General features: G+C 58.1%; 17 protein-coding genes. 12 read left to right on the top strand and 5 right to left on the bottom strand.

Annotated features, from left to right (window positions below; genetic code table 11):
• Window positions 1-12: 12 nt before the first annotated feature.
• Together UH5x_RS21715 and UH5x_RS21710 are read right to left on the bottom strand one after the other, a co-directional pair.
• Window positions 13-1215 carry a hypothetical protein gene (locus UH5x_RS21715; protein ID WP_482633651.1) on the bottom strand — a complete coding sequence of 401 codons (1203 nt, stop codon included), beginning with the start codon at window positions 1213-1215 and terminating at the stop codon, window positions 13-15.
• 320 nt (window positions 1216-1535) lie between these two features.
• Entirely contained in the window at window positions 1536-2231 is a 696-nt protein-coding gene (locus UH5x_RS21710; protein ID WP_047813741.1) for an RNA polymerase sigma factor, read from the bottom strand.
• Between the two features lie 671 nt (window positions 2232-2902).
• On the opposite strand from UH5x_RS21710, the gene UH5x_RS21705 reads away from it, so the two are divergent.
• The 3 genes from UH5x_RS21705 to UH5x_RS21695 all read left to right on the top strand — a co-directional run bounded on the left by UH5x_RS21705 (window position 2903) and on the right by UH5x_RS21695 (window position 7994).
• Window positions 2903-4645: a hypothetical protein gene (locus UH5x_RS21705; RefSeq protein ID WP_482633650.1), complete on the top strand. Its 1743-nt coding sequence runs from the start codon at window positions 2903-2905 to the stop codon at window positions 4643-4645.
• 120 nt (window positions 4646-4765) lie between these two features.
• Window positions 4766-7129 carry an ATP-dependent helicase gene (locus tag UH5x_RS21700; RefSeq protein ID WP_482633649.1) on the top strand — a complete coding sequence of 788 codons (2364 nt, stop codon included), beginning with the start codon at window positions 4766-4768 and terminating at the stop codon, window positions 7127-7129.
• Between the two features lie 184 nt (window positions 7130-7313).
• Window positions 7314-7994 (top strand): peroxiredoxin-like family protein, encoded by a 681-nt coding sequence (locus UH5x_RS21695; RefSeq protein ID WP_482636050.1) that lies wholly within the window; start codon window positions 7314-7316, stop codon window positions 7992-7994.
• 194 nt (window positions 7995-8188) lie between these two features.
• On the opposite strand, the gene UH5x_RS21690 is transcribed toward UH5x_RS21695, so the two are convergent.
• Entirely contained in the window at window positions 8189-9184 is a 996-nt protein-coding gene (locus tag UH5x_RS21690) for an adenosine kinase (protein WP_482633648.1), read from the bottom strand.
• 144 nt (window positions 9185-9328) lie between these two features.
• Window positions 9329-9667, bottom strand: coding sequence for a histidine kinase (locus tag UH5x_RS21685; protein ID WP_274405565.1), 339 nt, complete (start codon window positions 9665-9667; stop codon window positions 9329-9331).
• A 43-nt stretch (window positions 9668-9710) separates the two neighbouring features.
• On the opposite strand from UH5x_RS21685, the gene UH5x_RS21680 reads away from it, so the two are divergent.
• Window positions 9711-10010 (top strand): FliM/FliN family flagellar motor switch protein, encoded by a 300-nt coding sequence (locus tag UH5x_RS21680; protein WP_047813737.1) that lies wholly within the window; start codon window positions 9711-9713, stop codon window positions 10008-10010.
• Window positions 10011-10239: 229 nt separating this feature from the next.
• Here UH5x_RS21680 and UH5x_RS21675 read toward each other — a convergent pair whose 3' ends face one another.
• Complete coding sequence (locus tag UH5x_RS21675; protein ID WP_482633647.1) at window positions 10240-13923, bottom strand: PVC-type heme-binding CxxCH protein; 3684 nt, start codon at window positions 13921-13923, stop codon at window positions 10240-10242.
• A 321-nt stretch (window positions 13924-14244) separates the two neighbouring features.
• On the opposite strand from UH5x_RS21675, the gene UH5x_RS21670 reads away from it, so the two are divergent.
• The 8 genes from UH5x_RS21670 (at window position 14245) to UH5x_RS21635 (ending at window position 23204) form a co-directional block, all read left to right on the top strand.
• A complete protein-coding gene (locus UH5x_RS21670; protein ID WP_482633646.1) occupies window positions 14245-14787 on the top strand; it encodes an FxsA family protein in 543 nt (180 codons plus the stop codon).
• Window positions 14788-14864: 77 nt separating this feature from the next.
• Window positions 14865-15758: an HAD family hydrolase gene (locus UH5x_RS21665; RefSeq protein WP_482633645.1), complete on the top strand. Its 894-nt coding sequence runs from the start codon at window positions 14865-14867 to the stop codon at window positions 15756-15758.
• A gap of 45 nt (window positions 15759-15803) precedes the next feature.
• Window positions 15804-17081 (top strand): glycosyltransferase family 4 protein, encoded by a 1278-nt coding sequence (locus tag UH5x_RS21660; RefSeq protein WP_236696132.1) that lies wholly within the window; start codon window positions 15804-15806, stop codon window positions 17079-17081.
• Window positions 17078-18793: an alpha-amylase family glycosyl hydrolase gene (locus tag UH5x_RS21655; protein WP_482633644.1), complete on the top strand. Its 1716-nt coding sequence runs from the start codon at window positions 17078-17080 to the stop codon at window positions 18791-18793. Before UH5x_RS21660 ends, UH5x_RS21655 begins: the two co-directional genes overlap by 4 nt.
• Window positions 18794-18803: 10 nt before the next feature.
• Entirely contained in the window at window positions 18804-19472 is a 669-nt protein-coding gene (locus UH5x_RS21650) for a MotA/TolQ/ExbB proton channel family protein (RefSeq protein ID WP_047813733.1), read from the top strand.
• A complete protein-coding gene (locus UH5x_RS21645; protein WP_482633643.1) occupies window positions 19469-20350 on the top strand; it encodes a hypothetical protein in 882 nt (293 codons plus the stop codon). The genes UH5x_RS21650 and UH5x_RS21645 overlap by 4 nt, the downstream gene beginning before the upstream one ends.
• Complete coding sequence (locus UH5x_RS21640; protein WP_482633642.1) at window positions 20343-20918, top strand: hypothetical protein; 576 nt, start codon at window positions 20343-20345, stop codon at window positions 20916-20918. Before UH5x_RS21645 ends, UH5x_RS21640 begins: the two co-directional genes overlap by 8 nt.
• Before the next feature lie 60 nt (window positions 20919-20978).
• On the top strand, window positions 20979-23204 hold the full coding sequence (locus tag UH5x_RS21635) for a prolyl oligopeptidase family serine peptidase (protein ID WP_482633641.1): 2226 nt from the start codon (window positions 20979-20981) through the stop codon (window positions 23202-23204).
• The last annotated feature ends 166 nt before the right edge of the window (window positions 23205-23370 follow it).

The raw sequence follows: 23370 nt of genomic DNA, 5'->3' as shown, positions 1-23370 counted from the left end.
ACGGTCAACCGTTCAGCGTTGTCGGGTATGAAAGAAGGGCGCCTGCCAACTGGGGGCGAGAGAGGCATCGTCGATGTTCACGCCCGCTTCCGGACGACCGTCATGATTGACGAGCGGATGGTCGACCAACTGGCTCAGTGATTCTCGCGGGACAAAGCGAACCCGGCCGTCTTCGTACAAGACATTGATGCCACGCCCGCCATGGCTGATCACCCCATCCTGTGATGTGGCAGCCAACCGGGGCCAGCCTTCGTCATCCACCACACGATCGACAACCTTCATCACCGCGGCATCGCTCATCACGGCGAACGAGGACCGTCCTTGGAATCGCGGCGAAGCAAACTCCTCACCGTCACGAACCCCCAGCGTGTAGGCATAGTGGCCACCGGCGGTCTGCTGCAACCATTGCAAACGAGCGATCGCACGTTGCCACGCGACTTGTTCTTCGAACGTCGTCGCACCTGACTCCGCGAAACGGCTCAGGTCACGAGCCGCTTCGTCCAGCATCCGAAGCGTTACCAGAGTGGGCTCTTCCCCCACTTCCTGCGAAACAAACTCCTCCTCGGTAGATCGCAACCCACCCGCGATCCAGAAGTCAGAGGATCGAATGGAGGGGCAATGAGTCGACCGCGGATCCATCATCAATCCAGCCGCGTGAAGTCGCGGGGCGTAGACCCCAGCGAAGGCCTGGTAACCATCGGAATCAACCGATGGCAAACGTGCTTCGGCGTTGCGGGTGACGTACTGGGTCATCGCCATGCCCAGGTGCCGCAAATTATCCTGGCACGCTTGCTTGCGAGCCATGAAGCGACCCTCCACCATCGATGGCAGCGCGATCGCCAACAAGATGCAGGCTGCCGTGAACGAACCCACCCAATCACGCCACGTCCACGCGATCGCGTCCGAGCCCTCTAAAACCGGCGACAATTTTGGTATCTGCGGGGCGGACACTTCAGAACCTGCGGACACGTCAGCAGGGCCCGATTCCATGCCGGGCATCGGCGGGAGGGGCGGCAAAGCATCGAGCGTTCGCGCAACCAAGTCCGTGGGCGGTGGCTCAACGATCTCACAATCGTCGTGAAGCGGCCCCAGTTTGCGTTCCAACTCGGCCAGCATTTCTCTGGCCTCGGGGCTTTCCCGCAGCAGCTTTTCGACCCGCTGCATTTCGTCCAGCTCCAGCGCACCAAGCAGATATCCGAGAAGATCTTCTTGCATCACAAAGGACGTTGCGTAAGCGGAAAACGAGCACAAAAAAGGTCCCGACAAAGAGTGTTACGCCCGAACAAGGGCGAGTGTTCGAAGAGCGGCCGTGGAGCCTGTCGGTCAGGCCTGCAGCGGCTTCCAAGCCGCGATTCGCGGTGATGTCCGCTGCACTCCGTCAGACGAACGGGTCGCTCCCCTGGTTCGCTCAGGCACGAACGAACGGGCCAGAAAACGAGGGCCAGAAAACGATCGGAACAAAAAAAAAGCGGCACCGAAGCGCCGCTCTTGTCCTTCCTGCCAGCCAACAGGCTGCCAAATCCGATTCCTGGCGGTCAGATCCCTGATGGTTCGTTGGCATCCTGCTCGCCGTCGTGACTATCGTCCCACAAGCCGCTCAAACGATTGACGGCGGCGTGCAAACGACTTTTCACGGTGCCAACTGGGATCCCCAGAATTTCCGCTGCTTCGCGGTACTTCAGGCCCTGGTAGTACACCAATTCAACGACTTGCTGCATGGGTTCGCCGAGTGATTCGACTGCGTCATGCACCCAGCGACCATTTTCTTCTTTGGACGCTGCGGCCAATGGATCGGTGATGGCACCTTCCAGCTTTTCAGACCAACTGCCGCCACGGTCGTCGTCTTGACCGCTGGCAGGACGATCCAAGCTGACCATTCGGTGACGCTTGTTGCGACGCTGGACATCAATCGCTTGGTTGGTCGCGATGGCGTACAGCCAAGGTCGGAAACGACGGGTCAGGTCGAACTGGTTGCACTTCAAGTGAACCTGCAGAAAGGTGCCTTGAAAAGCGTCTTCCGCCATTTCGGCGTTGCCGATGTAACGACGCAAATACGCGTAAATTTCGCGTTCATAACGCCGCATCAAGGTTTCGTAGATATCGCGACGGCCGCTGGTGCGATATTTCGCGACCAATTGCTCGTCGGTTTGTTCAGCCACGGGTTCGCTGGTGAAGACGCTTCCCGAATCCACTTTCGAATCAGCGACCGCTGCGGAAGTTGAAAAGTTCATAGGGGATCGATCACAAAGGAGTTATGAGTAGCACTCAGTCTACTTGCAAATGCGTCTCGTCAGGGGATGAACCGCCAAAACGAACGCACATTCACAGAGACGAGCGTTGACAGGAAGGATCCGCAAAGTGTCTTCAACAGCCCTTACAGGCAATCAATGGAAACCTCGACGACATGCGTATTATCGCGGTTTCGCAGAAAATGTCAAAGTCATCTTCGCGTTGAATTCACATCCTGCCTCGTTGGCAGGGAGCGAATCCATGTCTCCCTAGGGGCAATTCGTGTTCCAGACCGTTTGAAATCGTTGCGCGGGTCACTCGGGTTGGTCCGATTGTTCCGGAATTACCGAATGTTTGCTGGAAGTTGTGCCGATAACTCCGCCTGGAACGGTTTGTTCGTTCGAGGTTGAACTCCCTTTTCGCGGTGTTGCCCCCAATTTGGCGGCAAGCTTCCCCGGAAACGCGTTCAGGCTCGGTTCACGGCGGAACGGTCCACAACGGCGGGGTCGCCGAGTGCGAAATCCTTTGGAGCATCTCAGCGACCCAACAGCCACAGGACATTTATGGCTGGGTGTCCTCGCGTGAGCGGGGCCCCCGGGGGGATTTTGGGGTCTTTGTGACCGCGGAGACGATTGCAATGCGAAGAATTGTCAGGCAACGAAACGAGCAACCCATGATGGCCCAGACCCCCGATCCCCAAATCAAACCCGGACCCAACCAAAGAACCGGACTGCGTGTGACCCTTGAGGACAATGGGATGACGAAATCATTCAACGAAAGCGTGACGGTGAAACTTCGCAAGCTTCGTGACTTAGTCTGTGGAGGCTTGATCGCCGCCGCAGTTGCCACGCCAGTCGCTGCAGCTCCACCCACTGCGGGTGATGCAATGGACTACGAGGCGAGTGGCTTCATGCTACCGCCCGGCGTTCAGCCAGCAGGGATGGTCGACGGCATGCCAGCCATGTCGATGCCACCGGGCTCCATGCCGGGTGCTCAATCAATTGCCACCACCTTGCCATCGGCTCCGCTGATGATGCCAGGCGGATTTGGTTCGGCTGGTTACGCTCCCGCGGGTTACCCACAGGCTGGCTACGCACCTGCTGGTGTGATGCCCGTCGGTTACCAAGGCGGTGGCTTCCTCGGCGGCGGGTACGCAGCCGGCTGTGACACGATGGCCTGCGGTTGCGGCGATTCGGGTTGCACCAGTGGTCAATGTGGCAGCAACTTCCAAGGTCTGTTGCCCGCCGTGATGGGCGATTGCTGCGGATCCTGCGGCGGTGGCGGATGCGGTGCCTGCGGCGGATTGGGCTCTTGCCTGACCAACGGATCGCTTGGCCAAGGCGGCCTGCTCGGCAGCCTCAACGAGTGCGGCCCCGGCAGCACTGACTTCGGCATCTTGGCAGCACACATCGGCGGCGGTTTGGCTGGTCTGGCAGAAGCCATGCGACCTTACTCGGAAGCTGGCAAATCAGCTCAACGCTGGTACGACGTTTCGGTGGAAGGATTGTTCCTGACACAGGAACTCGATGGCTTCGCTGATGGCCAAGTGCTGACCAATGCAGGCACCACCGGCACGCCCAACGTTGCCGACAACCCGGTTCTGACGCAAAGCGATCTGGGTGACGATGACCTGGAAGCCGGTGCTCGCATCTCGTTCGCTCTGATTTTTGGTGCTGGCTCGAACGTCGAGTTCACCTTCATGGGCGGTCAAGAATGGGGTGGTGCCGCCTCGGCCTCTGACCCCGGCGGAAACCTGACTTCGATTTATTCAGGTTTTGGCACCACGCCTGTCGGTGGATACGCCAACCTGTCGAACTTCCAATCGATCAGCTACCAAGCAGAATTCGACAGCTACGAAATCAACTATCGTCGTCGCACAGTCGGCCCGTACGGACGATTCCAAGGCTCTTGGCTGCTCGGCCTCCGGCACGTGGTGTTCGACAACCAATATGCTTTCAATGGCTCGCAAACGTCCAGCACCATTGCTGACTTCCAGCAAAGCTTCGACCTCGAGAACCGCTACTTTGGTCCTCAGGCCGGTGTCGACCTCTGGTGGAACGCTCGCCCTGGAATCCAGCTCGGTGCGGAAGTCAAAGGTGCTTGGGTTCAAAACGACTTCGGCCAAACAGCGTCGATCGGAACGACACCGGGTGGCTTGAACACGTTTTCAACTGGCGGCCAGGACGGTGCCTTCATCTTGGATTTCCAAGCCACAGGGATCTACCGATTCTCGCACTCGTTGTCGCTGCGTGGCTCGTACCACTTGTTGACCATCGACGATGTGTACGCGGCTCCACTGGACAACAGCTTCATCGACGATTTCGCAACGAACGGGGCCGGTGTCTCGGCACCGAGCACATCGGAAACGTCGCTGACTCTGAACGGTTTCGCAGCCGGTCTTGAATACATGTGGTGATCGGTTTGGCGGGCAACCGCCGACGATCCATCATCGAGAGAATCTCGCACAGGGGATCGACCATCGGGTCGGTCCCCTGTTTGCGTTGCCCAGTTTCCCTGGGAACGCTAATCTTGCGTCATGGATGCCATCACAAAAGATTTGACCGTCGCGCAAGCCGAAGCGGTCCAGCACATCGACGGACCTCTGCTCATCATTGCCGGTCCCGGCAGCGGTAAAACTCGCGTCGTCACCCACCGCATCGCGCACATGTTGCAAAGCGGAATCCGACCGTGGCAAATCGCGGCGCTCACGTTCACCAACAAAGCCGCGGACGAAATGCGGTCGCGAGTCGATCTGCTCGCCCCCAACCAACCAGTCTGGATGGGCACGTTCCACCGGTTCTGCGCGCAACAGCTTCGGCGTTACGCACCGATGGTCGGGTTGGCCGAGAACTACTCGATCTACGATTCGTCCGATTCCAAATCTGCGATGAAGCGGGCGATCGCGGCCGCCGGTGTGTCAACCAGCCACACCTCGCCCGAGCAAATCACCTCGGCCATCTCCAACGCCAAGAACCGCCTGATCACTCCCGAGATCATGGCCCAACAAACCGGCCGCGCCGGCGACACCGTCGCAGCGAAGGTCTACCCGGTTTATCAACAACAATTGCTGACCGCCAACGCGGTCGACTTCGATGACTTGCTGTTCCACTTCGCTCGCTTGCTGCGGGAAAACCCCGAGGTCCGATCGAACCTGGATGAAAAGCTCAAGTACATCATGGTCGACGAGTACCAAGACACGAACTTGGCTCAGTACGCGATCGTGCGTGCACTCTCGGTCGACCATCCCAACCTGGCCGTGACGGGCGACCCCGATCAATCGGTCTACGGATGGCGTGGCGCCGACCTCAACAACATCCTGGATTTTGAAAAGGATTACCCAAGCGTCAAAACGGTTCGGCTGGAACAAAACTACCGCAGCACGCCGGAGATTCTGCGTGTCGCCGATCAACTGATTCGGCACAACCGCCGTCGCAAACAGAAGAAACTGTTCACCGACAACCCGACCGGTGAAGCGGTCACGCTGCGTCAGTACGAGAGCGGTTACAAAGAAGCGGACGGGATCGCCGATGAGATCGACAACCAAATGATGGCGGGCAATGCCGAACCGCGAGATTTCGCGATCATGTGCCGCATGAACGCACTGACGCGATCCATCGAACACGCCCTGCGAAATCGCGGCATCCCGTATCAGATCGTCAACGGGCTGGAGTTCTATCAACGCAAAGAGATCAAGGATCTGCTGGCCTATCTGCACCTGATCAACAACCCTCGCCACGACGTGGCTCTGCATCGCGTGATCAACACACCGACGCGAGGCATTGGTGCCAAGACGCTCGAACGAATCCAACGCTTTGCCGACGATCACCGCATCCCGATGCTGGAGGCGACTCGGCGAGTCGACGAAATTGACTCGCTTTCCAAGCGTGCCAAGACACTGGTGACATCGTTCGTCCGTCTTTACGACCGCCTGGCTGTCAAAGCGACCGCGACGCTGGAGGACATGCTCCGGTTCCTGATCGAAGAGATCAAATTCGTGGCGTACCTGGAACGGACCACGCCGGAACAACAAGACAACAACCCGATCGCCAACGTCGACGAATTCATCTCCGCCGCCGTTGAATTTGATCAGATGCACCCGGAAGACGGGTCGCTGGAAGCGTTCTTGGAACAAGTCGCACTGGTCTCGGACACCGACGCGTTTGAAGATTCCAACAACCGCGTGACCCTGATGACCATGCATGCCGCCAAAGGCCTGGAATTTCCTCGCGTGTTCATCATCGCGGTCGAGGACAACCTGCTGCCTCATCGCCGCAGCAAAGAAGACGAGACCCAACTCGAAGAGGAACGTCGACTGTTGTTTGTGGGTGTCACGCGAGCCGAGCAGTGGCTGCAGATCAGCTATGCAAAACTGCGAAGTTTCCGTGGCGAAAACCAACCGGCGATCCCCAGCATGTTCTTGGGCGAATTGCCTCGCGATGAAATGCAGGTGGTCGAAGTCAAAGGCAGCCGGAACTTCTTTGACGACGCCTACGACGATGAATACCCGGACTCGTGGGACCTGGTTCAAGAACCCGCTGCGGTCACCGACACCGGCCCCGCCGGACAAACAGAAGTCGCCGACGGACCTCGCATCATCCCGATGACGGACCAATCCGCGATCCCGGACGTGTATCACGACGACGTTCCGCCGCCGAAGAAAAAGAAGCCCAAGGTTTCAATCCAAGCCGAGCTGAAAACGGCCAGCGATCTGCTGCAATCCGGGGCGACACCCCTGGGTGCGTACCGCGAAGGCAGCACGGTTCGCCACGATGAATATGGCGAGGGAACGATCATCGCGTTGACAGGCAAAGGCCCCAAACGAACCGCCAAAATTCAATTCGAAGAAACCGAAGAAACCTTCCGTCTGGCGTTCGCCAAAATCGAGTTGGTGGAGCGGTAGCTCGCCCATCCGGCCAAGGATTCGCGACGTTTGGGGGCCGCTCATCCAGCTTGGATTTGGCGGATCCCACTCGGCAGCAGACATTGCCAAGCTGTTGCCGTTCTTCTCTTCCTTCTGAATCCAACGTTGTGAACTCATGCGATTCCGTCTCTTCTTTTGTGCCGCATTTCTGCCGGCCATGGTCCTGTCCACTCAAGCCCGTGCAGACGAACCCGCGGGAACCAACCTTTCCTCCCAACTGAAGGAAATGGAGGTCAATTCGACGAAGCGATACCCAGCTCAAGTCCTGAAGACGTTTCAAAATGCGGTGGGCCAAGTCCGTGCGACCGGCATCGAGGAATCCGCCAAGCAAGTCGGCGACGACGCCATCGACGCGACCCTGTCTGGCTGGGACGAAAATCAAATCACGCTCAGCGACGTGTGGTCCGAAACCCCGGTCATCTTGATGTGGTACCGCGGCGGATGGTGCCCGTACTGCAACCTTCAATTGCGAGCCATGCAGGAACAACTCTCGGCCATCGAAGGTGCCGGTGCAAAGCTGATCGTGCTGACTCCCGAGATCCCCGAGAAAGCCAAAGAAACGGCCGAGTCCAACGACTTGGAAATGCTCGTTTTGTATGACCAGAAAAGCGAAGTCGCGCGGAAGTACGGCATCATGTTCGACTTGCCCGAGTCGATTCTCCCCGTCTACCGCGACAAGTTTCAGCTCGCCGAACGAAACGACAACGAAGCGATGGAACTGCCGCTGGCGGCGACCTACGTGATCGATACCAATGGCAAGATCAGCTACGCATTCGTGGACGCCGACTACAAGAAACGGGCCGAACCCGCCGACGTGATCGCTGCCGTGAAAAAAATTCAGTAGCAAACGCCCATCCGACTCAGCGAAGCATCAGGTGACCAATCGGTCCTGAATTTTGGTGGTGGACGAGGCGACGAGTCCCACTCAAGGATTCGTTGCCTCGTCCACCACGCTGATTGCTAGGGACTCGTTGCCTCGTCTCTACGCTGATTATCAGGGACTCGTTGCCTCGTCCACCACGGCCATTATGATTCCGCTCAGACGCTCAAATCTGTCAACTGCTTGACTTCGTCTGCTGTGAATGGAGTGGCCAAGCGAGCTCCCATTTGGGCGACCACACGAGCGGCGGCGTGCGAGGCCAAGTGCCCGGACTGACGCCAATCCAACCCATTGGTGATGCCGTACAAAATGCCGCCAGCGTACATGTCGCCCGCACCGGTCGTGTCGATCGCCTTGACCTTCACACCTTCGACAGGAATCGCTTCGCCACCGTGCATCAAGATCGAACCGTTGGGCCCCAAAGTCATCGCGACGTTCTCGGCCGACTCGTGAATCTTGTTCGCACATGCAATCGGATCAGCCAATCCGGTGAGGCTCTTGGCTTCTTCTTCGTTGCAGAAAAACAAATCGACTGGACCGCGGATCAGGTCCCACATCTCGTCCTTCATCATGTTGACGAGGAATGGATCCGACGCAGTGAACGCGACTTTGACATTGTTCTTTTTCGCGAATTCGATCGCTTTGTAAGCGGCCGCTTTGGTTTGTTCGCCGGTGAACAAGTAGCCTTCGATGTAAATGTATTTGCTCGCTGCAATCACGTCTTCGTCGATGTCCGCTTCGGACAGGGCGGTGGAAGCGGCCAAGTTCGTCAGCATGGTTCGCTGAGCGTCTTCGGTGATCAGCACGGCACAGGTTCCGGTCGGTGCCTCGGGCTGAGGATCCACGTCGATGGTGACACCGAGGGCTCGCAAGTCTTTCAGAAAGAACTGCCCGGTTTCGTCGTCGCCGATCTTCCCGACAAAGGCGGCCTTGCCACCAAAGTCCGCGACGGCGGCGATGGTGTTGGCGGCCGAACCACCCGCACAACGAGACAACGATGGAAGATCAAATCGGCTCAGCACGCTCGCTTGTTTCTGGTCGTCGACCAGCGTCATGATGCCTTTGTCGAGTTGCAGTTCCGACAGCAGGTCATCGGCAACCATCGTCTGAATGTCAACGAGAGCGTTGCCAACGGCGTAAACATCGTGCGTCATCAAATTCAACCAAGGTGAGAGAAACAGACTCGTCCATGCCCGCGAATCGGCCTTGATCAGGGCGACTTCAGATCCGGCAGGCGGGCCCGCAGTGTACCCGCGTGCGACGACTCCGCCAGCCAGCTAGGATCGTCTGCTGTGCTCTCAGGGGGTGAACATCGACGACAACCCGGCGTCGAATTGGCCCCGCGTCAGCACGGTCGGCACGCCCGCTTCTCGCGCCCCCTTCAACCGAGCCACTTGAACGTGCGGCCCATAGGCCACCACGCGAGCCTCGGGACACACGCGTGAAACCGTGGGCATCAATTCTGCGACGACTCCATTGCGAGTCGACAGGTCGACGATCACCCACCCCACGTCCTCGTTGGCTTCTTCGGGCAATCGTCCTGCCAGCGAAAACGTCATCCCGGCCGTTTCACAGGCCGCGCGGACACGGGAGGCAAAAATCAAATCGCCGGAGAGGAACAATACAGTTGATTTCATGGTGGCTTCCGGTCGATAAACGAGGTGTCAGGATCAAGAAAGAATGAGCGAGAACGCAACCAAAGACAAGCCGAGCGAACCAAAGCCTCCGACATCCTCGATGTATCAGGAGAAGGTTCTGAAGATCCGCACCACCGTCAACGTCACGCTGGCGGAGAAGAAGGAATCGCTTCGCAAGATTCTATCGCTGGTCCCCGGCTCGATGCTGACCTTCGACGTGCACTGCGACCGACCGCTGGAACTGCGTGCGGGTGGGCACCCCATCGCCATCGGCGAGACAGTCAAAATTGGCGACAAGTTTGGCTTGCGGATCCGAGAGATTGGCGTCCCCAAAGAGGACTGACCCGCCCCGATCCAGGTCGGCAGGAATGATCAGGCACAACCATGTGAGCCGTTTGGGCGCTAGCCCCGGTTGTACGTCGGAATAGTGGCGTTTGCCCAAACAGTTCAAATGCCGAAAGACTCCTGCCGAACTGCTTCATAGCAACCAGGCCCGTCTGAAAACCAGTTGCTGATTTCAACCGGGCCTGATTTCGTTTCCTCACCGCGATGCTGCGACGTTGGCGGGTGGGCTACTCACCCTTCACCGGGCGTCCAAAGAAGACCGCTCGATCGATGTGGAAGATCCCTGTTCCTTCCAACCCGATTTTGATGTAGCTGGCCACCGTTCCTTCGGGAAGCTCCACCTCCCACTCGGCCTGCGGCGACTCGCTCTTCCAAACTCGGGTCCATTCTTTGCCGTCGTTCGACGTCCACATGGCCAAGCCTTCCGCTCGGTCGTGGAACTCCTCGTCGCGACGGTTCGTGATGGTGCCGCGAACCAATTCCGCTGGCTTTGCCAACCGCAGAATCACGGCTGGATCCGTTGCGGGTTGTTTCGAGTGCACCGCAAAGCGATCTTGGCGAACGCCTTCCCCGCTGAACAGATGCTGGGCTTCGCGGTTCCATACGGCAGGCCAATCGCCGGGCACACTGATCATTGAATCACGTGTCACCTCGATCAGATCGCCGTCCTTGCGAAGCGGGTAATCCGTGTTGGGATTGGTCGCGATCCAGTTGCCACCCAAGAACGCCAACAGATCCAGGAACTCACCCGGTGCAACCGTTTCGGTCAAACCTTCGGGCATGCTGCTGGCCTTCATCGGTTTGCGTATCTCGATCTCTTCTTTGTCGATGACTTTGATCTTGCCATCGGCGATTCCGAGCGAGATCGTTTCGTCGTCTTCCTTCAAGATGAACCCGCCAATGGCCTCCCCGTCGTACGTCAAAATCATGACGGTCTCGTAACCTTTGGCGATTTCCTCGTTGGGCCAAACGATCGATCGGATGATGTGTTCCTTCGTCATCCGTTCGCCGATCGTGGTCAACTCCGGACCAAACTCCTTGCCAATTTTCCCGTGCAAGTGACACGCGGAACAAACACGTTCAAACACCTTGGCACCGGTTTGAGCGTTCCCGCGAGACGCAGCAACCACCTTTTGCAGTGCAACCGTTTGGTCTTCTGGCTTGGCATCCACATCCGCCAACACCTTCAAAGGCCGATACACCTCCGCGCCGGGACCGGTCGCGATCTTGTATTCCTTCAAGTACTCCGCCGCCTTGGGTGGCAAGGAAGCGATCAGCTCTTGGATCTCCGTCGACTCCCCGTCCCAGTGCGTCGAAAGCGCTGACATGGTGTGTTCCAAAACATACTGAATCCATTTGTCAGCGGGCCGATCCACACCGGCCAGGGCCACTCGAACGCCAACGGGATGATCCATCAAACTGGCGGCTCGCAACGATTCCAGTCGGACGCGTGCATGCTTGTCTCGGCCGGCTTCCAGCAAGAACTGAACGAAGGGCAAGTCCACCGACAATTCAATCTGATCGCCGGAGTTGGCTTGTTCGTTTCCGGACAAGAAACGCCATTCGTTGCCAACCACATGAGTCGCAGCGGCACGCTGCTGGAAATTGCCTTCCGCAAGAACTCGCTTTGCAAGATCCAAGTCCACGTGGTGGAACGACTCTTGAACCCAGAGAATTTCGAGAGCGGCTTCGGGGGTTGGGTTGTCTTGCAACCATTGCTTGGTTGCCGCAACCACTTCCTCCACCGGACGACCACGCAGAGCACGACGGGCGCGGTATCGAGTGCGAGTTTCGTACGCCAGCAATTGATCCATGACCTCGATGGTCGGCAAATCCGCCTGCGTCACCACATCCAACAACGGCCGTTCCTTGTGACGCAGCCGATAGATGCGGCCGTGTTCATGGTCGCGGTTCGGGTCACGCTGGGAGTACTGCATGTGTCCGATCAGAGCGTTGCACCAATCGCCAAACCACAACGCTCCATCGGGACCAATCTTGGGATCAACGGGACGGAAGAACATGTCCGTGCTGACCAGCAAGTCATCGGATCGTTCGCCGGTCAAACCCGCCTCGTCTTCTTGGTCGCGAAGTTCGAACGCGGGCATCCCGTGCATGTTGATCACGCACGCATAGACCAAACGATTGCGAAACTCCTCGGGGAACTGACGCGAATGCAGGATTTCATTTCCAGCGGCGGGGCGAATCCCATGGTTGTTAAAAATTGGCTCCAGCGTTTTTCTCGAAGGGACTTCGCCGCCTGACAAGGCGTTGGTCCAGTGGTGCTGGGCGTTGGTCCCGTCCCCAATGATGCCGTTGCCATATTGATCAAAGACCAGACACCACGGGTTGTACTGCCCGGGAGTTCGGAAGTGCGTCAAACGCAGACTGTCCAAATCCCACACGTAGCTGCCCGAAGCCCCCGCTTCTCGAACGGGGCCCCAAGGGGTTTCCACGGTCGTCGACATCGCGATGCCCTCCTGCATGTGCAGTCGACCGCCGTTGGAATATTCCCAAGCTCCCATCGCGTGGTGCGTGTCATCGGTGCCGATCCCGTCCAGCACATGTGTGACTTCATCGGCCACGTCATCGCCATCGGTGTCTCGCAAAAACAGGATGTGTGGCTCGTCGATCACCAACACACCGTCTTGGTAGAACTCAAAACCGGTCGGACAAATCAGCTTGTCGTAGAACGGTTTGCACACATCGGCTTTTCCATCGCCATCGGTGTCTTCCAAGATCAGCAACCGGTCGCTGGGACGGCTGCTGCCGGGCAACCACTGTGGGTAGTTGACCATGCACGACACCCACAATCGGCCGCGTTGATCGAAAGCGATTTGCGTCGGGTTGGCCAGTTCAGGGAAGTCTTTTTCACTGGCGAAACACTCCACCTCAAAACCGTCAGGAATCTCCATCTGCGAAATGGACTGCTCTGGCGTGGGGTATTCCAGCGTCTTGGGCTCGCGCATTTCGCGAAAGCCATCATCGCGAGAACCAAACATGGTTTCGGGGATGAAGACTTCGCCGGTCTTCGAATCATCGACCTCTTCCGGCACATCGCGGCCCGCGGCCATGTCCCACAGGTACTGATCGCGAACGGTGACCATTTTACGAATCTTTTGAAACTCGCCGGGGAAGGTTTCCGTGTCCCACGTGCGACGTCCACCGTAGACATACCAACCGTTCAGCATGCGATAATCTTGTTGGTGCAACCAAGCCTTGTCGTTGACGACTTGCCGCATCGCTTCAAAGCGTTCCGCCCCCACGGCGGGTCCCGCGCCAGCGAACAAACCGGCATCGATCAACAACGAAACCGCTTCGTCTCCCGCTTCGTTCAGGTGCAATCCGTTGGTGGTGTATTGGCAACCGGGTTGCTGCTGGAACAACTCAGCGGTGGGCGTGAACACATCGATGACCGTCAACTCACGTTGCTTGCCGACTCGCTTCACGGCATCGGTGTAGGCGGCCAAGTAACGATTGTGCAGCAAGCCATCCGGCTGCAACGGGTTTTCGCTGGGTTCAAACGCAATCGGCGTGACCAAAGCGAACTGAACCGGGCGTCCATCACTGGAAAATTGCTGCGACAATCCATCCAGGTAGGCGTGGTAATCGGCCTCAAATTTCGCGATGTGTTCGGCGTCGTCTCCAGCGAACGATTCGTTCATGCCAAAGAAGCACAGGAACGCTTGCGGTGCGAAGACCTGGAACGGGTCGTCGATCACCGTGTAGTTTCCCGGCCGTTGTTGCGTGGAAACTTCGTCGGTCGGCCAGCCAAAGTTGCGAACCACCAGCGGGTTTTTGCTGGTTCGCAAATGCAGCATGGTTTCCAAGTGCCCGTACAGGCTCATGCGTTGTGCTGTCCCGTTGCCCACGAAAGCCAAACGCGTTTTGGCAGGCAGCTTCGACGGATCCATGGCGGAGACGTTCGTCCCGGCCAACGTCAGAAAAAAGGTGCTAAAACCCAACAGCAGCACGACCAACTTCGGTGTCGTTTGAGCCTTGCAAGAAGCCGACCACCCGGTCGGAACTGACTTGGCCCCGCAGCTGGATTGAGACCGCGAAAACGCGAGAGAATTCATAAAACGCATCGAAAAAGCGGGAGAGATGGAGGGAATCGAGGCAGGCGACACCCGTTTGCGGAACGAGAATCGCAATGGAGTCGTATCCTCTAAAATCTTAACCGATTCCCTTGCCAAGTTGGCAGTGAATTCATTCCTTCGTTCGAGCCCGAATTGATGTTCTTTCGACTTCTCGCTCTCTTGATCGTTGTCCCGTTCATCGAACTGGTTCTGCTGCTGCGTTTGGCAGACGAAACCAGTTGGTTGACCACCCTGATGATTGTCATCATCACCGGGATCATCGGTTCCTACCTGGCTCGCCGCGAAGGACTGGCAACCTGGTTTCGTTTCCAGTCCGCCATGGCGCAGGGGAAAATGCCGAGCCGCGAAATCCAGGATGGGTTGATGATCGCGTTGGCAGCGGTGTTGTTGTTGACCCCGGGTTTGTTGACCGACGCGTTCGGGTTCACTTTGTTGACGCCACCTGGACGTCGGCTGATCGGCGGGTGGTTGCGACGTCGTTTTGCGGGAAGTTTTCAGATGCGAACCTTCGGCGGTGGCGGCCAACCCGGTTCGACCAGCAATCCCGCCGAGGACGAACGCTTTGATCCGCGAGGGTATGAACCACGCAGATCGAATGCCTCGGGGCAGCGTTTTGGCGGTGCGGGCGATACGATTGACTCGCCTCACTTCGAACCCAAACAATCGCCTTCGCCGTGAACTCATCCAACGACCGCGACGCTTCCCTGACAAATTTCCTTTTTTCTTCCGAGCCACTTCTGCCGAATCCGGTTTCCGTGCCCCCGGAACTCGCCCCGCTGACTCAGCCCAAGTTGATTGACCTCGGTGAGATCCAGGTCATCTTGCTGGACGTCTACGGAACACTGGTCATCAGCGGCAGCGGCGACGTCGGAACCGCTGACGATGCGAAACACGACGCCGCCAACCGCTGGATTCGTGACGCCGCCACGGAAGCCGGTGTCCAGGATCTGACCGGCATTCCAACGTCCGACCAACTGCGAAACCAAATCGTGGCCACGAACGAGGCCGCTCGCTCGGAAGCGAACCCCAAGCCAGAAGTCGACATCCTGGAGATCTGGCGGCGGGTGCTGCAGGCCAACGGACGCGAGGATTTGGCAACGAATCCAAAAATTTTGGCGGCCTGGATTTGTGGCGTCGAAGGCCGCTCCAATCCGGTTTGGCCGATGCCGGGGGCTCACGACGCATTGATGGCGATGCAAGCCAAAGGCCGCCGTTTAGGAATCGTCAGCAACGCTCAGTTTTACACTCCGTTGATCGTTCAAAATTTGATTGCCAAGCGTTCCCAGGACACGAAACGAGGCGAGTCAAGCGATTCGGTTGAAAGAACGATTGCGGGAGATCTGTCATCCGTGTTCGATCTCAACGCGTGCCATTTTTCCTATCGCTATCGAGCCGCCAAACCGGGGCCCTTGCTGTTTGAGCGTGCAATCTCGCAGCTCCGTGGCACCGGGATTCTGCCGGAACAGGTTCTCTACATCGGCAACGACATGCTCAACGATGTCTGGGCGGCAAAGCAGTTCGGACTGCAGACAGCACTGTTCGCGGGGGACGGTCGCAGCTTGCGATTGCGGACCGAGGATGCTCGCTGCGAGAAATGTTTGCCTGACATGGTGCTGACACACTGGGATCAGATAGTAGAGTGTTTGTGAGAGAACGTTTCCGCGACGTTCTGCCGCCAGACGAAACACGCAAGAGTGACAGCTACGATGGGCGTCCAAATCGGCTTTGTGGGAACACGTTTCGCCGGCACCGACGGGGTGTCGCTTGAAAGCGCGAAATGGGCCCAGGTTCTCTGGGACAACGGCCATGTGAGCCACTGGTACTCGGGCCAGAGCGACCGTGACAAAGCGACCTCGATGGTCGTTCCCCACGCTTACTTCGGCCACCCTGACATCGAATGGATCAACCGCCGCGCGTTTGGCACTCGCACACGAACGCCCGATGTGACCCAGCGGATCTACACGCTGGCGGACTACCTGAAGAAAACGCTGTACGAATTCACGCGTCGATTCGATTTGGATCTGCTGATCGTCCAAAACGCGCTGTGCATCCCGATGAACTTGCCGCTCGGCGTCGCGCTGACCAACTTCATCGCCGAAACCGGTTTTCCCACGATCGCGCACCACCACGATTTCTACTGGGAACGGGATCGGTTCAGCGTCTCGGCTGTGACCGACATGCTGTGGATGGCGTTCCCGCCCGCGCTGCCACAAATTCAAAACGTGACGATCAACTCGTTCGCACAAGAAGACCTGTCGCACCGCCGGGGTGTCTCGTCGATCTTGGTACCCAACGTGCTGGACTTCGAAAACGAACCACCGCAAGCCGATGAGTACTCGTCGCACTTCCGCGAAGACATCGGGTTGGAAGAAGACGACATCCTGTTCCTGCAGCCCACCCGCGTGGTGCCTCGCAAAGGCATCGAGCACGCCATCGCCCTGGTCGCGGCGCTCAAGAACGACAAGTGCAAACTGGTGATCTCTCACGCCAGCGGTGACGAAGGCAACGAGTACCTCCAAGTCCTGATGGACTTGGCCGAGAGCAGTGGCGTCGACCTGCGGTTGTGTGATCATCAAGTCGGCGACAAACGCGCGATCGATGCGGACGGCAATCGCATCTACACGTTGGGCGATGCCTACGCGCAAGCCGACTTCATCACCTATCCAAGTATCTACGAAGGGTTCGGAAACGCTTTGTTGGAAGCGTTCTATTATCGTAAACCGTTGTTGGTGAATCGTTATTCGATTTACGTCGCCGACATCGAACCCAAAGGGGCCAAGGTCATCTCCATGGATGGCTACCTGACCAAGGACGTTGTGTCGAAGGTGGAGCGGATCATTCGCGACAAAGCGTTCCGAGATGAGATGGTCGACTTCAATTATGAGATCGGCCGTGCTTTCTTTTCCTACGGGGTGCTGCGGCGCAAACTGCGAGCCCTCGTGACCAACTTCACCGGACAGGACAACTTGTGAGCTCAACCATCGACGATGCCACTCGGTCACGGATCACCGATGTGTACGGGCACGTTCCCGACGTGCTCGCCGAAGGTTTGCAACGGTGCTTTGATCAATCCAACCATCCCTCCTCTCCCGACGAACTGTGGGATCATCGCGATGTGGTGATGATCACCTACGCCGATCAAATTCGTGAACCGGGCAAGTCGCCACTCGACGCCCAACGGCAATTCCTGCTGGATCACAACCTCGATGAATTGATCCGCTGCGTTCACTTGCTGCCGTTTTGTCCCTCGACCAGCGACGATGGGTTTTCCGTCGCGGATTATTTGGCCGTGGATCCTGAATCCGGCGACTGGGACGACATCGAGCGGTTGGGCGAACGCTTTGATTTGATGTACGACTTGGTGCTCAACCATTCGTCGCAACAACACCGTTGGTTTCAAGGCTTCCTGAACGACGAACCGGAATACAAGGACTTCTATTCCACCGCCGATCCATCGGAAGATCTCTCCCAAGTCGTCCGACCACGCAGCTTGCCACTGCTGACGGAGTTCGATTCCGCATCGGGCAAGCGTTACGTCTGGACCACATTCAGCGCCGATCAAGTCGACCTGAACTACGCCAACCCGCGTGTCATGTTGGCGATGCTGGAAACGTTGGTTGAATACGCTCGCCGAGGGGCCCGCATCATTCGCCTCGACGCGATCGCGTTTCTATGGAAAGAGATCGGCACGTCATGCTTGCACCTGCCACAAACTCACGCCGCGGTCCGTTTGATGCGTCACGTGCTCGATGTTGCCGCACCGGGAACCATCGTGCTGACAGAAACCAATGTGCCTCACGCCGAGAACATCTCCTACTTCGGCGACGGCACCGATGAAGCCCACATGGTGTATCAGTTCAGCCTGCCGCCGCTGTTGCTCGATGCCATTCACAGCGGTGACACCGGCGTGCTGCAAAACTGGATGCGGTCGCTGGTTTTACCCACCGACCAAGTCACGTATTTCAACTTCACGGCATCCCATGACGGCATCGGGGTTCGGCCCGTGGAAGGCATCTTGCCACCCGAGCGAGTCGACGCACTCGTCGAGATTGCGAAAGCTCATGGTGGTCGCATCGGAATGCGTACCCAACCCGATGGCTCGCAAAGCCCATACGAACTGAACGTCACTTACCTGGATGCGGTGGCCGATCGCACTACCGTTCCCGCGACGGAACACGCCAAACGTTTCTTGGCCACGCAGGCGATCATGTTGTCGATGCGCGGCGTGCCGGCGGTTTACTTCCATTCCTTGGTCGGATCGCCCAACGACATTGCTGGCGTGGAAGCATCGGACATTCCCCGCCGCATCAATCGCCACAAGTACGATCGATCCGAACTGGAGTCGGCTCTTGCCGATGCCGGTTCACTGCAACAACTCGTCGCAGACGGTTACCGTCATTTATTGAGCGTTCGAAAACAGCAAACCGCGTTTCACCCCAACGCTTCGCAGGAGGTTTTGAAACTTCCGGCCGATGGTCTCCTCGGGTTTGTACGGCAGCACGATGACGAATCTCCGCTGTGCGTGCTGGCCAACCTATCCAGCGAAACTCGCCAGATCGAGCCAGCGAACCTCACCGGCGATTTCACCTTCGACGCCCTGGCGGATGAGTCGCTTGATCAGAACGCCCCCATCGCGATGGCGCCGTATCAGGTACGCTGGTTGAAGACATCTTCCACCGCTTGAACAACTGGCCATGCTAGAGCTGATCTCGTCTTACTCCACTGTTGCCATCGTGGTTGCCGCGTTGGCACACGTGTTCTTTTTCTTCGTGCTGGCCCTGTGGGCACGGGGAGATCGCAAGAAGATCGTGCAAACGCTGCAGCGGTTCACGGATTCGCTTCCCAATCGCAGTCGGATGGATCATGACGCCCACCCCTCCGACCAAATCGAGGCTTGCCTGGCGGACATCCAAGACGTCTTGGTGGAGCCACCGGGATCGTCTCATCGCGTGGCACTCAGCCAACGAATGCGAATCCTGGACGAACGGCGTGACTACCTGCATTCGCTTCGGTTCGACACGGCATGGAATGTCGCCCGGACCATGATCGAGGCCTACCCGCTGGCGGGTGTGCTGGGAACGATCCTCGCCATCGGCGCGGCGCTCGCGTCTGACGACCAAGCCTCCGTGGGCGTGATCGTGACACGCTTTGGTGACGCCATCTGGTCGACCTTCGCGGGACTCGCTTCGGCGATCACGCTGATGTTGATCAACAGTTTTGTCGAACCCGGGTTTGCCAAGCTTTCAGAGAACCGTTTGCACGTGCGCGAAACCGCGTCCAAAGCCAAGCGTGAACTCGGCCCTGCGGATCGCGTGGATCCCAACGTGATGCCAACCACGCCCGCCATGGAAGCGACGACGTGAACGAATCGGCGTCTCCTGCCAGCGAAACCGATTTCCACGCCTCCCGCGTTGGCCATCGGCGAATTCGGTTCCAATTGACACCGTTGATGGATCTGTTGCTGATCATCGTCTTCGCTCAGTTCATGGAGATGCGCGAAACCTCCCAAGAACAAACACGGGAGATCTCGCAAGAGCGTCAAGCATTGCTGGAGGAGCAAGCGATGTGGCGATCCGAGCGAGACCGTGCGGTCGCCGAACGCAACATGGCTCTCGCGACTCAGCAATCCAGTGCCCAAGACGTCGGCCGCGCCATCGAGATGCTGCGTGGCTGGCTGAACCTTGACACGGAGGAATCCAAAGCAACCATCCTGCGTCCCGGCATCGATTCGCAGGACGTGATCGCACGCGCCATCGAACGTTCGCGGCAGCTTGCCTCCGCCGACCCCAACACGCTGATCCGCTTTTTGGTCGGCCACGACGAACTGCTCAAGCGAGCGGAAGTCTGGACCGTTCACGCTCGCGAAACCGGCGACGTTGTTTTTGAGGCTTCGGGACACACCGAAACCTTTCGCTTGGAAAGCCAACGGCAATCACAACGCACCCAAGAAATCGCCGACCGACTGTTCGCCGCCTACAAACAGACCCCGCAACCCAAGGGTCTCATCGTGGTGCTCGTTTCCTACGCCCCGCGAAGCGTCGCCGGGGTGTATCAACCGTTGATCGATGCCATGCCCGCTACACTGGAACGATTGCGAGCGGACACGCCGACCAGCCGTTTCGAATACACCGTTCTCGGTGCGGCTCAGGCCCCCGAACAGTCCAATGACATGGACGCTGCAGAACCGTCCACTGAAACCGAAAACCTCACCCCACTTCAGGGAAAACCAGACGATGCGTAAACGAATCCCGTTAGCGGTGGGTGGTGGAATCGCACTGTTGATCGCCAGCCAATTCTTGGACTTCGGACTGGGTTTCCAAAGCGGCGAAGCCCCGTCTGTTTCAACCAACCCCGATGGCTCATCCGCCATTCTGGATGCGATTGTCGCTTCGGAAGAAGACAGCCCTGAAGAAGCACCAACGGAACCCGCATCCGAATCACCGCTGCCGCTGATCACACCTGAGATCGTCGACGTTTTGATCGACGGGGAAAGCTACCTCGTGATCACCGATGCGAATCAACCGGAACAACGCAACGCGTTGGCACTCGAGGCCTTGCTTTCAGCAGTCGACGCCGCCCCCGGTGATGCCAGCGGCATCAAGGTTCGAATCAGTCGCACACCGTCGGCAATCGCCATGGCCGAAGAGTTCCTGCTCGAACAGCTTCAGCAATCCGGCTTGGACGAAGACGAAATTGATCGACGTCGTCAGCTGGTTGAATTGCCGCTTGATGAAGCCATCAGCGACACAACCGAACCAAGCCCATTGGTTCCTTCCAACGAAACATCCCCGTCCGCCGAAACGCGGTGACGCATTTCGGCAATTGTTTTTGTACCGCCGCATTCCACGAAGCACGACGAGAATGACAACATGACCGTTTTCCGACGCAACGCCCGCCTTCGAAAGACACTGGCGACGTTCCTTGCCGGCTTTTGCATCAGCTCTCTTTCCCAACCCGTCGCCACGGCGGAAGAACCCACCGATTCGAGTACCCGCATGAAGTTCGAGTATCCCGTCAGTCGTCTTGACGAGGTCGTTGACAACTACCACGGCCGCGAAGTGGCTGACCCGTACCGTTGGTTGGAAGACGTAGAGAGCGACGAAACAGCCGCCTGGGTCGAGGCACAAAACGAGGTCACGCAGAGTTACTTGCAGTCTCTGCCGCAACGCGAACCGATGCGCGCACGGTTGAAAGCGTTGTGGGACTACTCTCGAACCGGTTTGCCCGCCAAACGAGGCGACACGTACTTCTACACCTTCAACGATGGACTGCAGAACCAAAGCGTTCTGTATCGCACCCCCGTCGATGTACCACCCTCGCAGTGGGAAGCCAACCGCGAAGTGCTGCTGGACCCGAACAACCTGAGCGAAGACGGAACCATGTCGCTCGCGTCATGGGTTCCCAGCGAAGATGGCAAGTACCTCGCCTATGCCATCGCCGATGGCGGCAGTGACTGGCGGACCTGGCGAGTGCGTGAAGTGGCCACGGGCAAAGACACGGACGATTTGATCCAGTGGTCCAAGTTCAGCGGCATCGCGTGGACACCGGATGGCGACGGGTTCTACTACTCGCGTTACGCCGAACCGGCTGAAGGCGAAGAACTGACCGGGACCAATGACAACCAAATGATGTACTTGCACCAACTGGGCACGCCTCAGTCGGAAGACAAACTGGTCATGAAACGCCCCGACCATCCCAAGTGGGGCTTCGGTGGGACGGTCACCGATGACGGTCGCTACCTGGTGATTTCCAATTGGATGGGCACCGAACCGAAGACGCAGGTCTTCATTCAAGACCTGACGAAGGAAGACGCGCCCGTTCGCGGATTGATCATGGGTTTTGACGCCGACTACAACTTCGTCGGCTCAGAAGGATCGACGATGTTCTTCCTGACCGACCACGAGGCACCCCGTCGCCGCGTGATCAGCTTGGACGTGGCCGAACATGCCGGGCGAACTGACGACAACGTCGATGAACCCGCCGATCGAGCGGGCTGGGAAGAGGTCATCCCACAGAGCGAACACGTTCTGGAGCATGTCTCGCTGCTCAGCGGAGTATTCTTCGCCAACTACTTGGCCGACGCGCTCAACCAAGTCGAACGCTACGCGTTGGACGGATCCCCAATGGGACCGCTGGAATTGCCCGGCAAAGGCTCCGTGGGGGGCCTGGGAGGCCGCCAGGACGCCACCGAGACGTTCTTCTCGTTCACCAATTACGTCACGCCACCGAGCATCCACCGCGTTGACGTGGCCACGGGCGAATCGGAGCTGGCGATCATGCCCGAAGTCGCCTTTGACGTCAGCCAGTACACCACCGAACAAGTCTTCTGCACTAGCAAAGACGGCACCCAGGTGCCGATCCTGATCACACGTCACAAGGACGCCCCGCTGGACGGCAGCAACCGCACGCTGCTGTACGCCTACGGTGGATTCAACATTTCGCTGACGCCGTCCTATTCGCCTGGCATCGCCGGTTGGTTGGACGCCGGTGGTGTGTACGCCGTCGCGAACCTTCGGGGTGGCGGGGAGTACGGTCGCGAATGGCACGAAGCCGGCATGCAACTGAAGAAACAAAACGTCTTTGACGACTTCATAGCCGCTGCGGAACACTTGATCGACATGGGCCTCACGCGGCGTGAACGCTTGGGGGTCCGCGGTGGCAGCAACGGTGGATTGCTGATCGGTGCCGTGATGACTCAGAGACCTGATTTGTTCGGTGCCTGTTTACCTGCCGTCGGCGTGATGGACATGCTGCGTTACCACAAGTTCACGATCGGTTGGGCTTGGGTCAGCGAGTTTGGAAGCAGCGACGATGAAACTCAAATCGACAACCTGTTGTCGTACAGCCCGCTGCACAATTTGAAACCTGGAACGTGTTACCCCGCCACGATGGTGACCACAGCGGACCGGGACGACCGAGTCGTGCCCGGTCACAGCTTCAAGTTCGCTGCCGCGTTGCAAGCGGCTCAGTCGTGCGACAACCCAACGTTGATTCGGATCGAAACGCGAGCCGGGCACGGGGCTGGCACACCGACCAGCAAGAAGATCGACGAGTACGCCGACCTCTGGGCTTTCTTGCTCGAAAACTTGAAGTGAGCTTGGTTGTTCAGCAGCCTCCTCCGATGATGAACGCTGCCTGAATGCACTCGCTTCGAGCGATCCGTTCACGGAATCACTGAAACATCTCCCGCAAGCTGGCCTGTCCCGCTGCGGAGATGGTTTCGTCGCCGCAAATCCCCCCCACAAACTCTCCTGTCCACCT

This window comes from Rhodopirellula sp. UH5 (assembly GCF_056839225.1).
The sequence above is the reverse complement of the archived record's forward strand: the minus strand, read 5'-3'. Positions and strand labels throughout refer to the sequence as shown.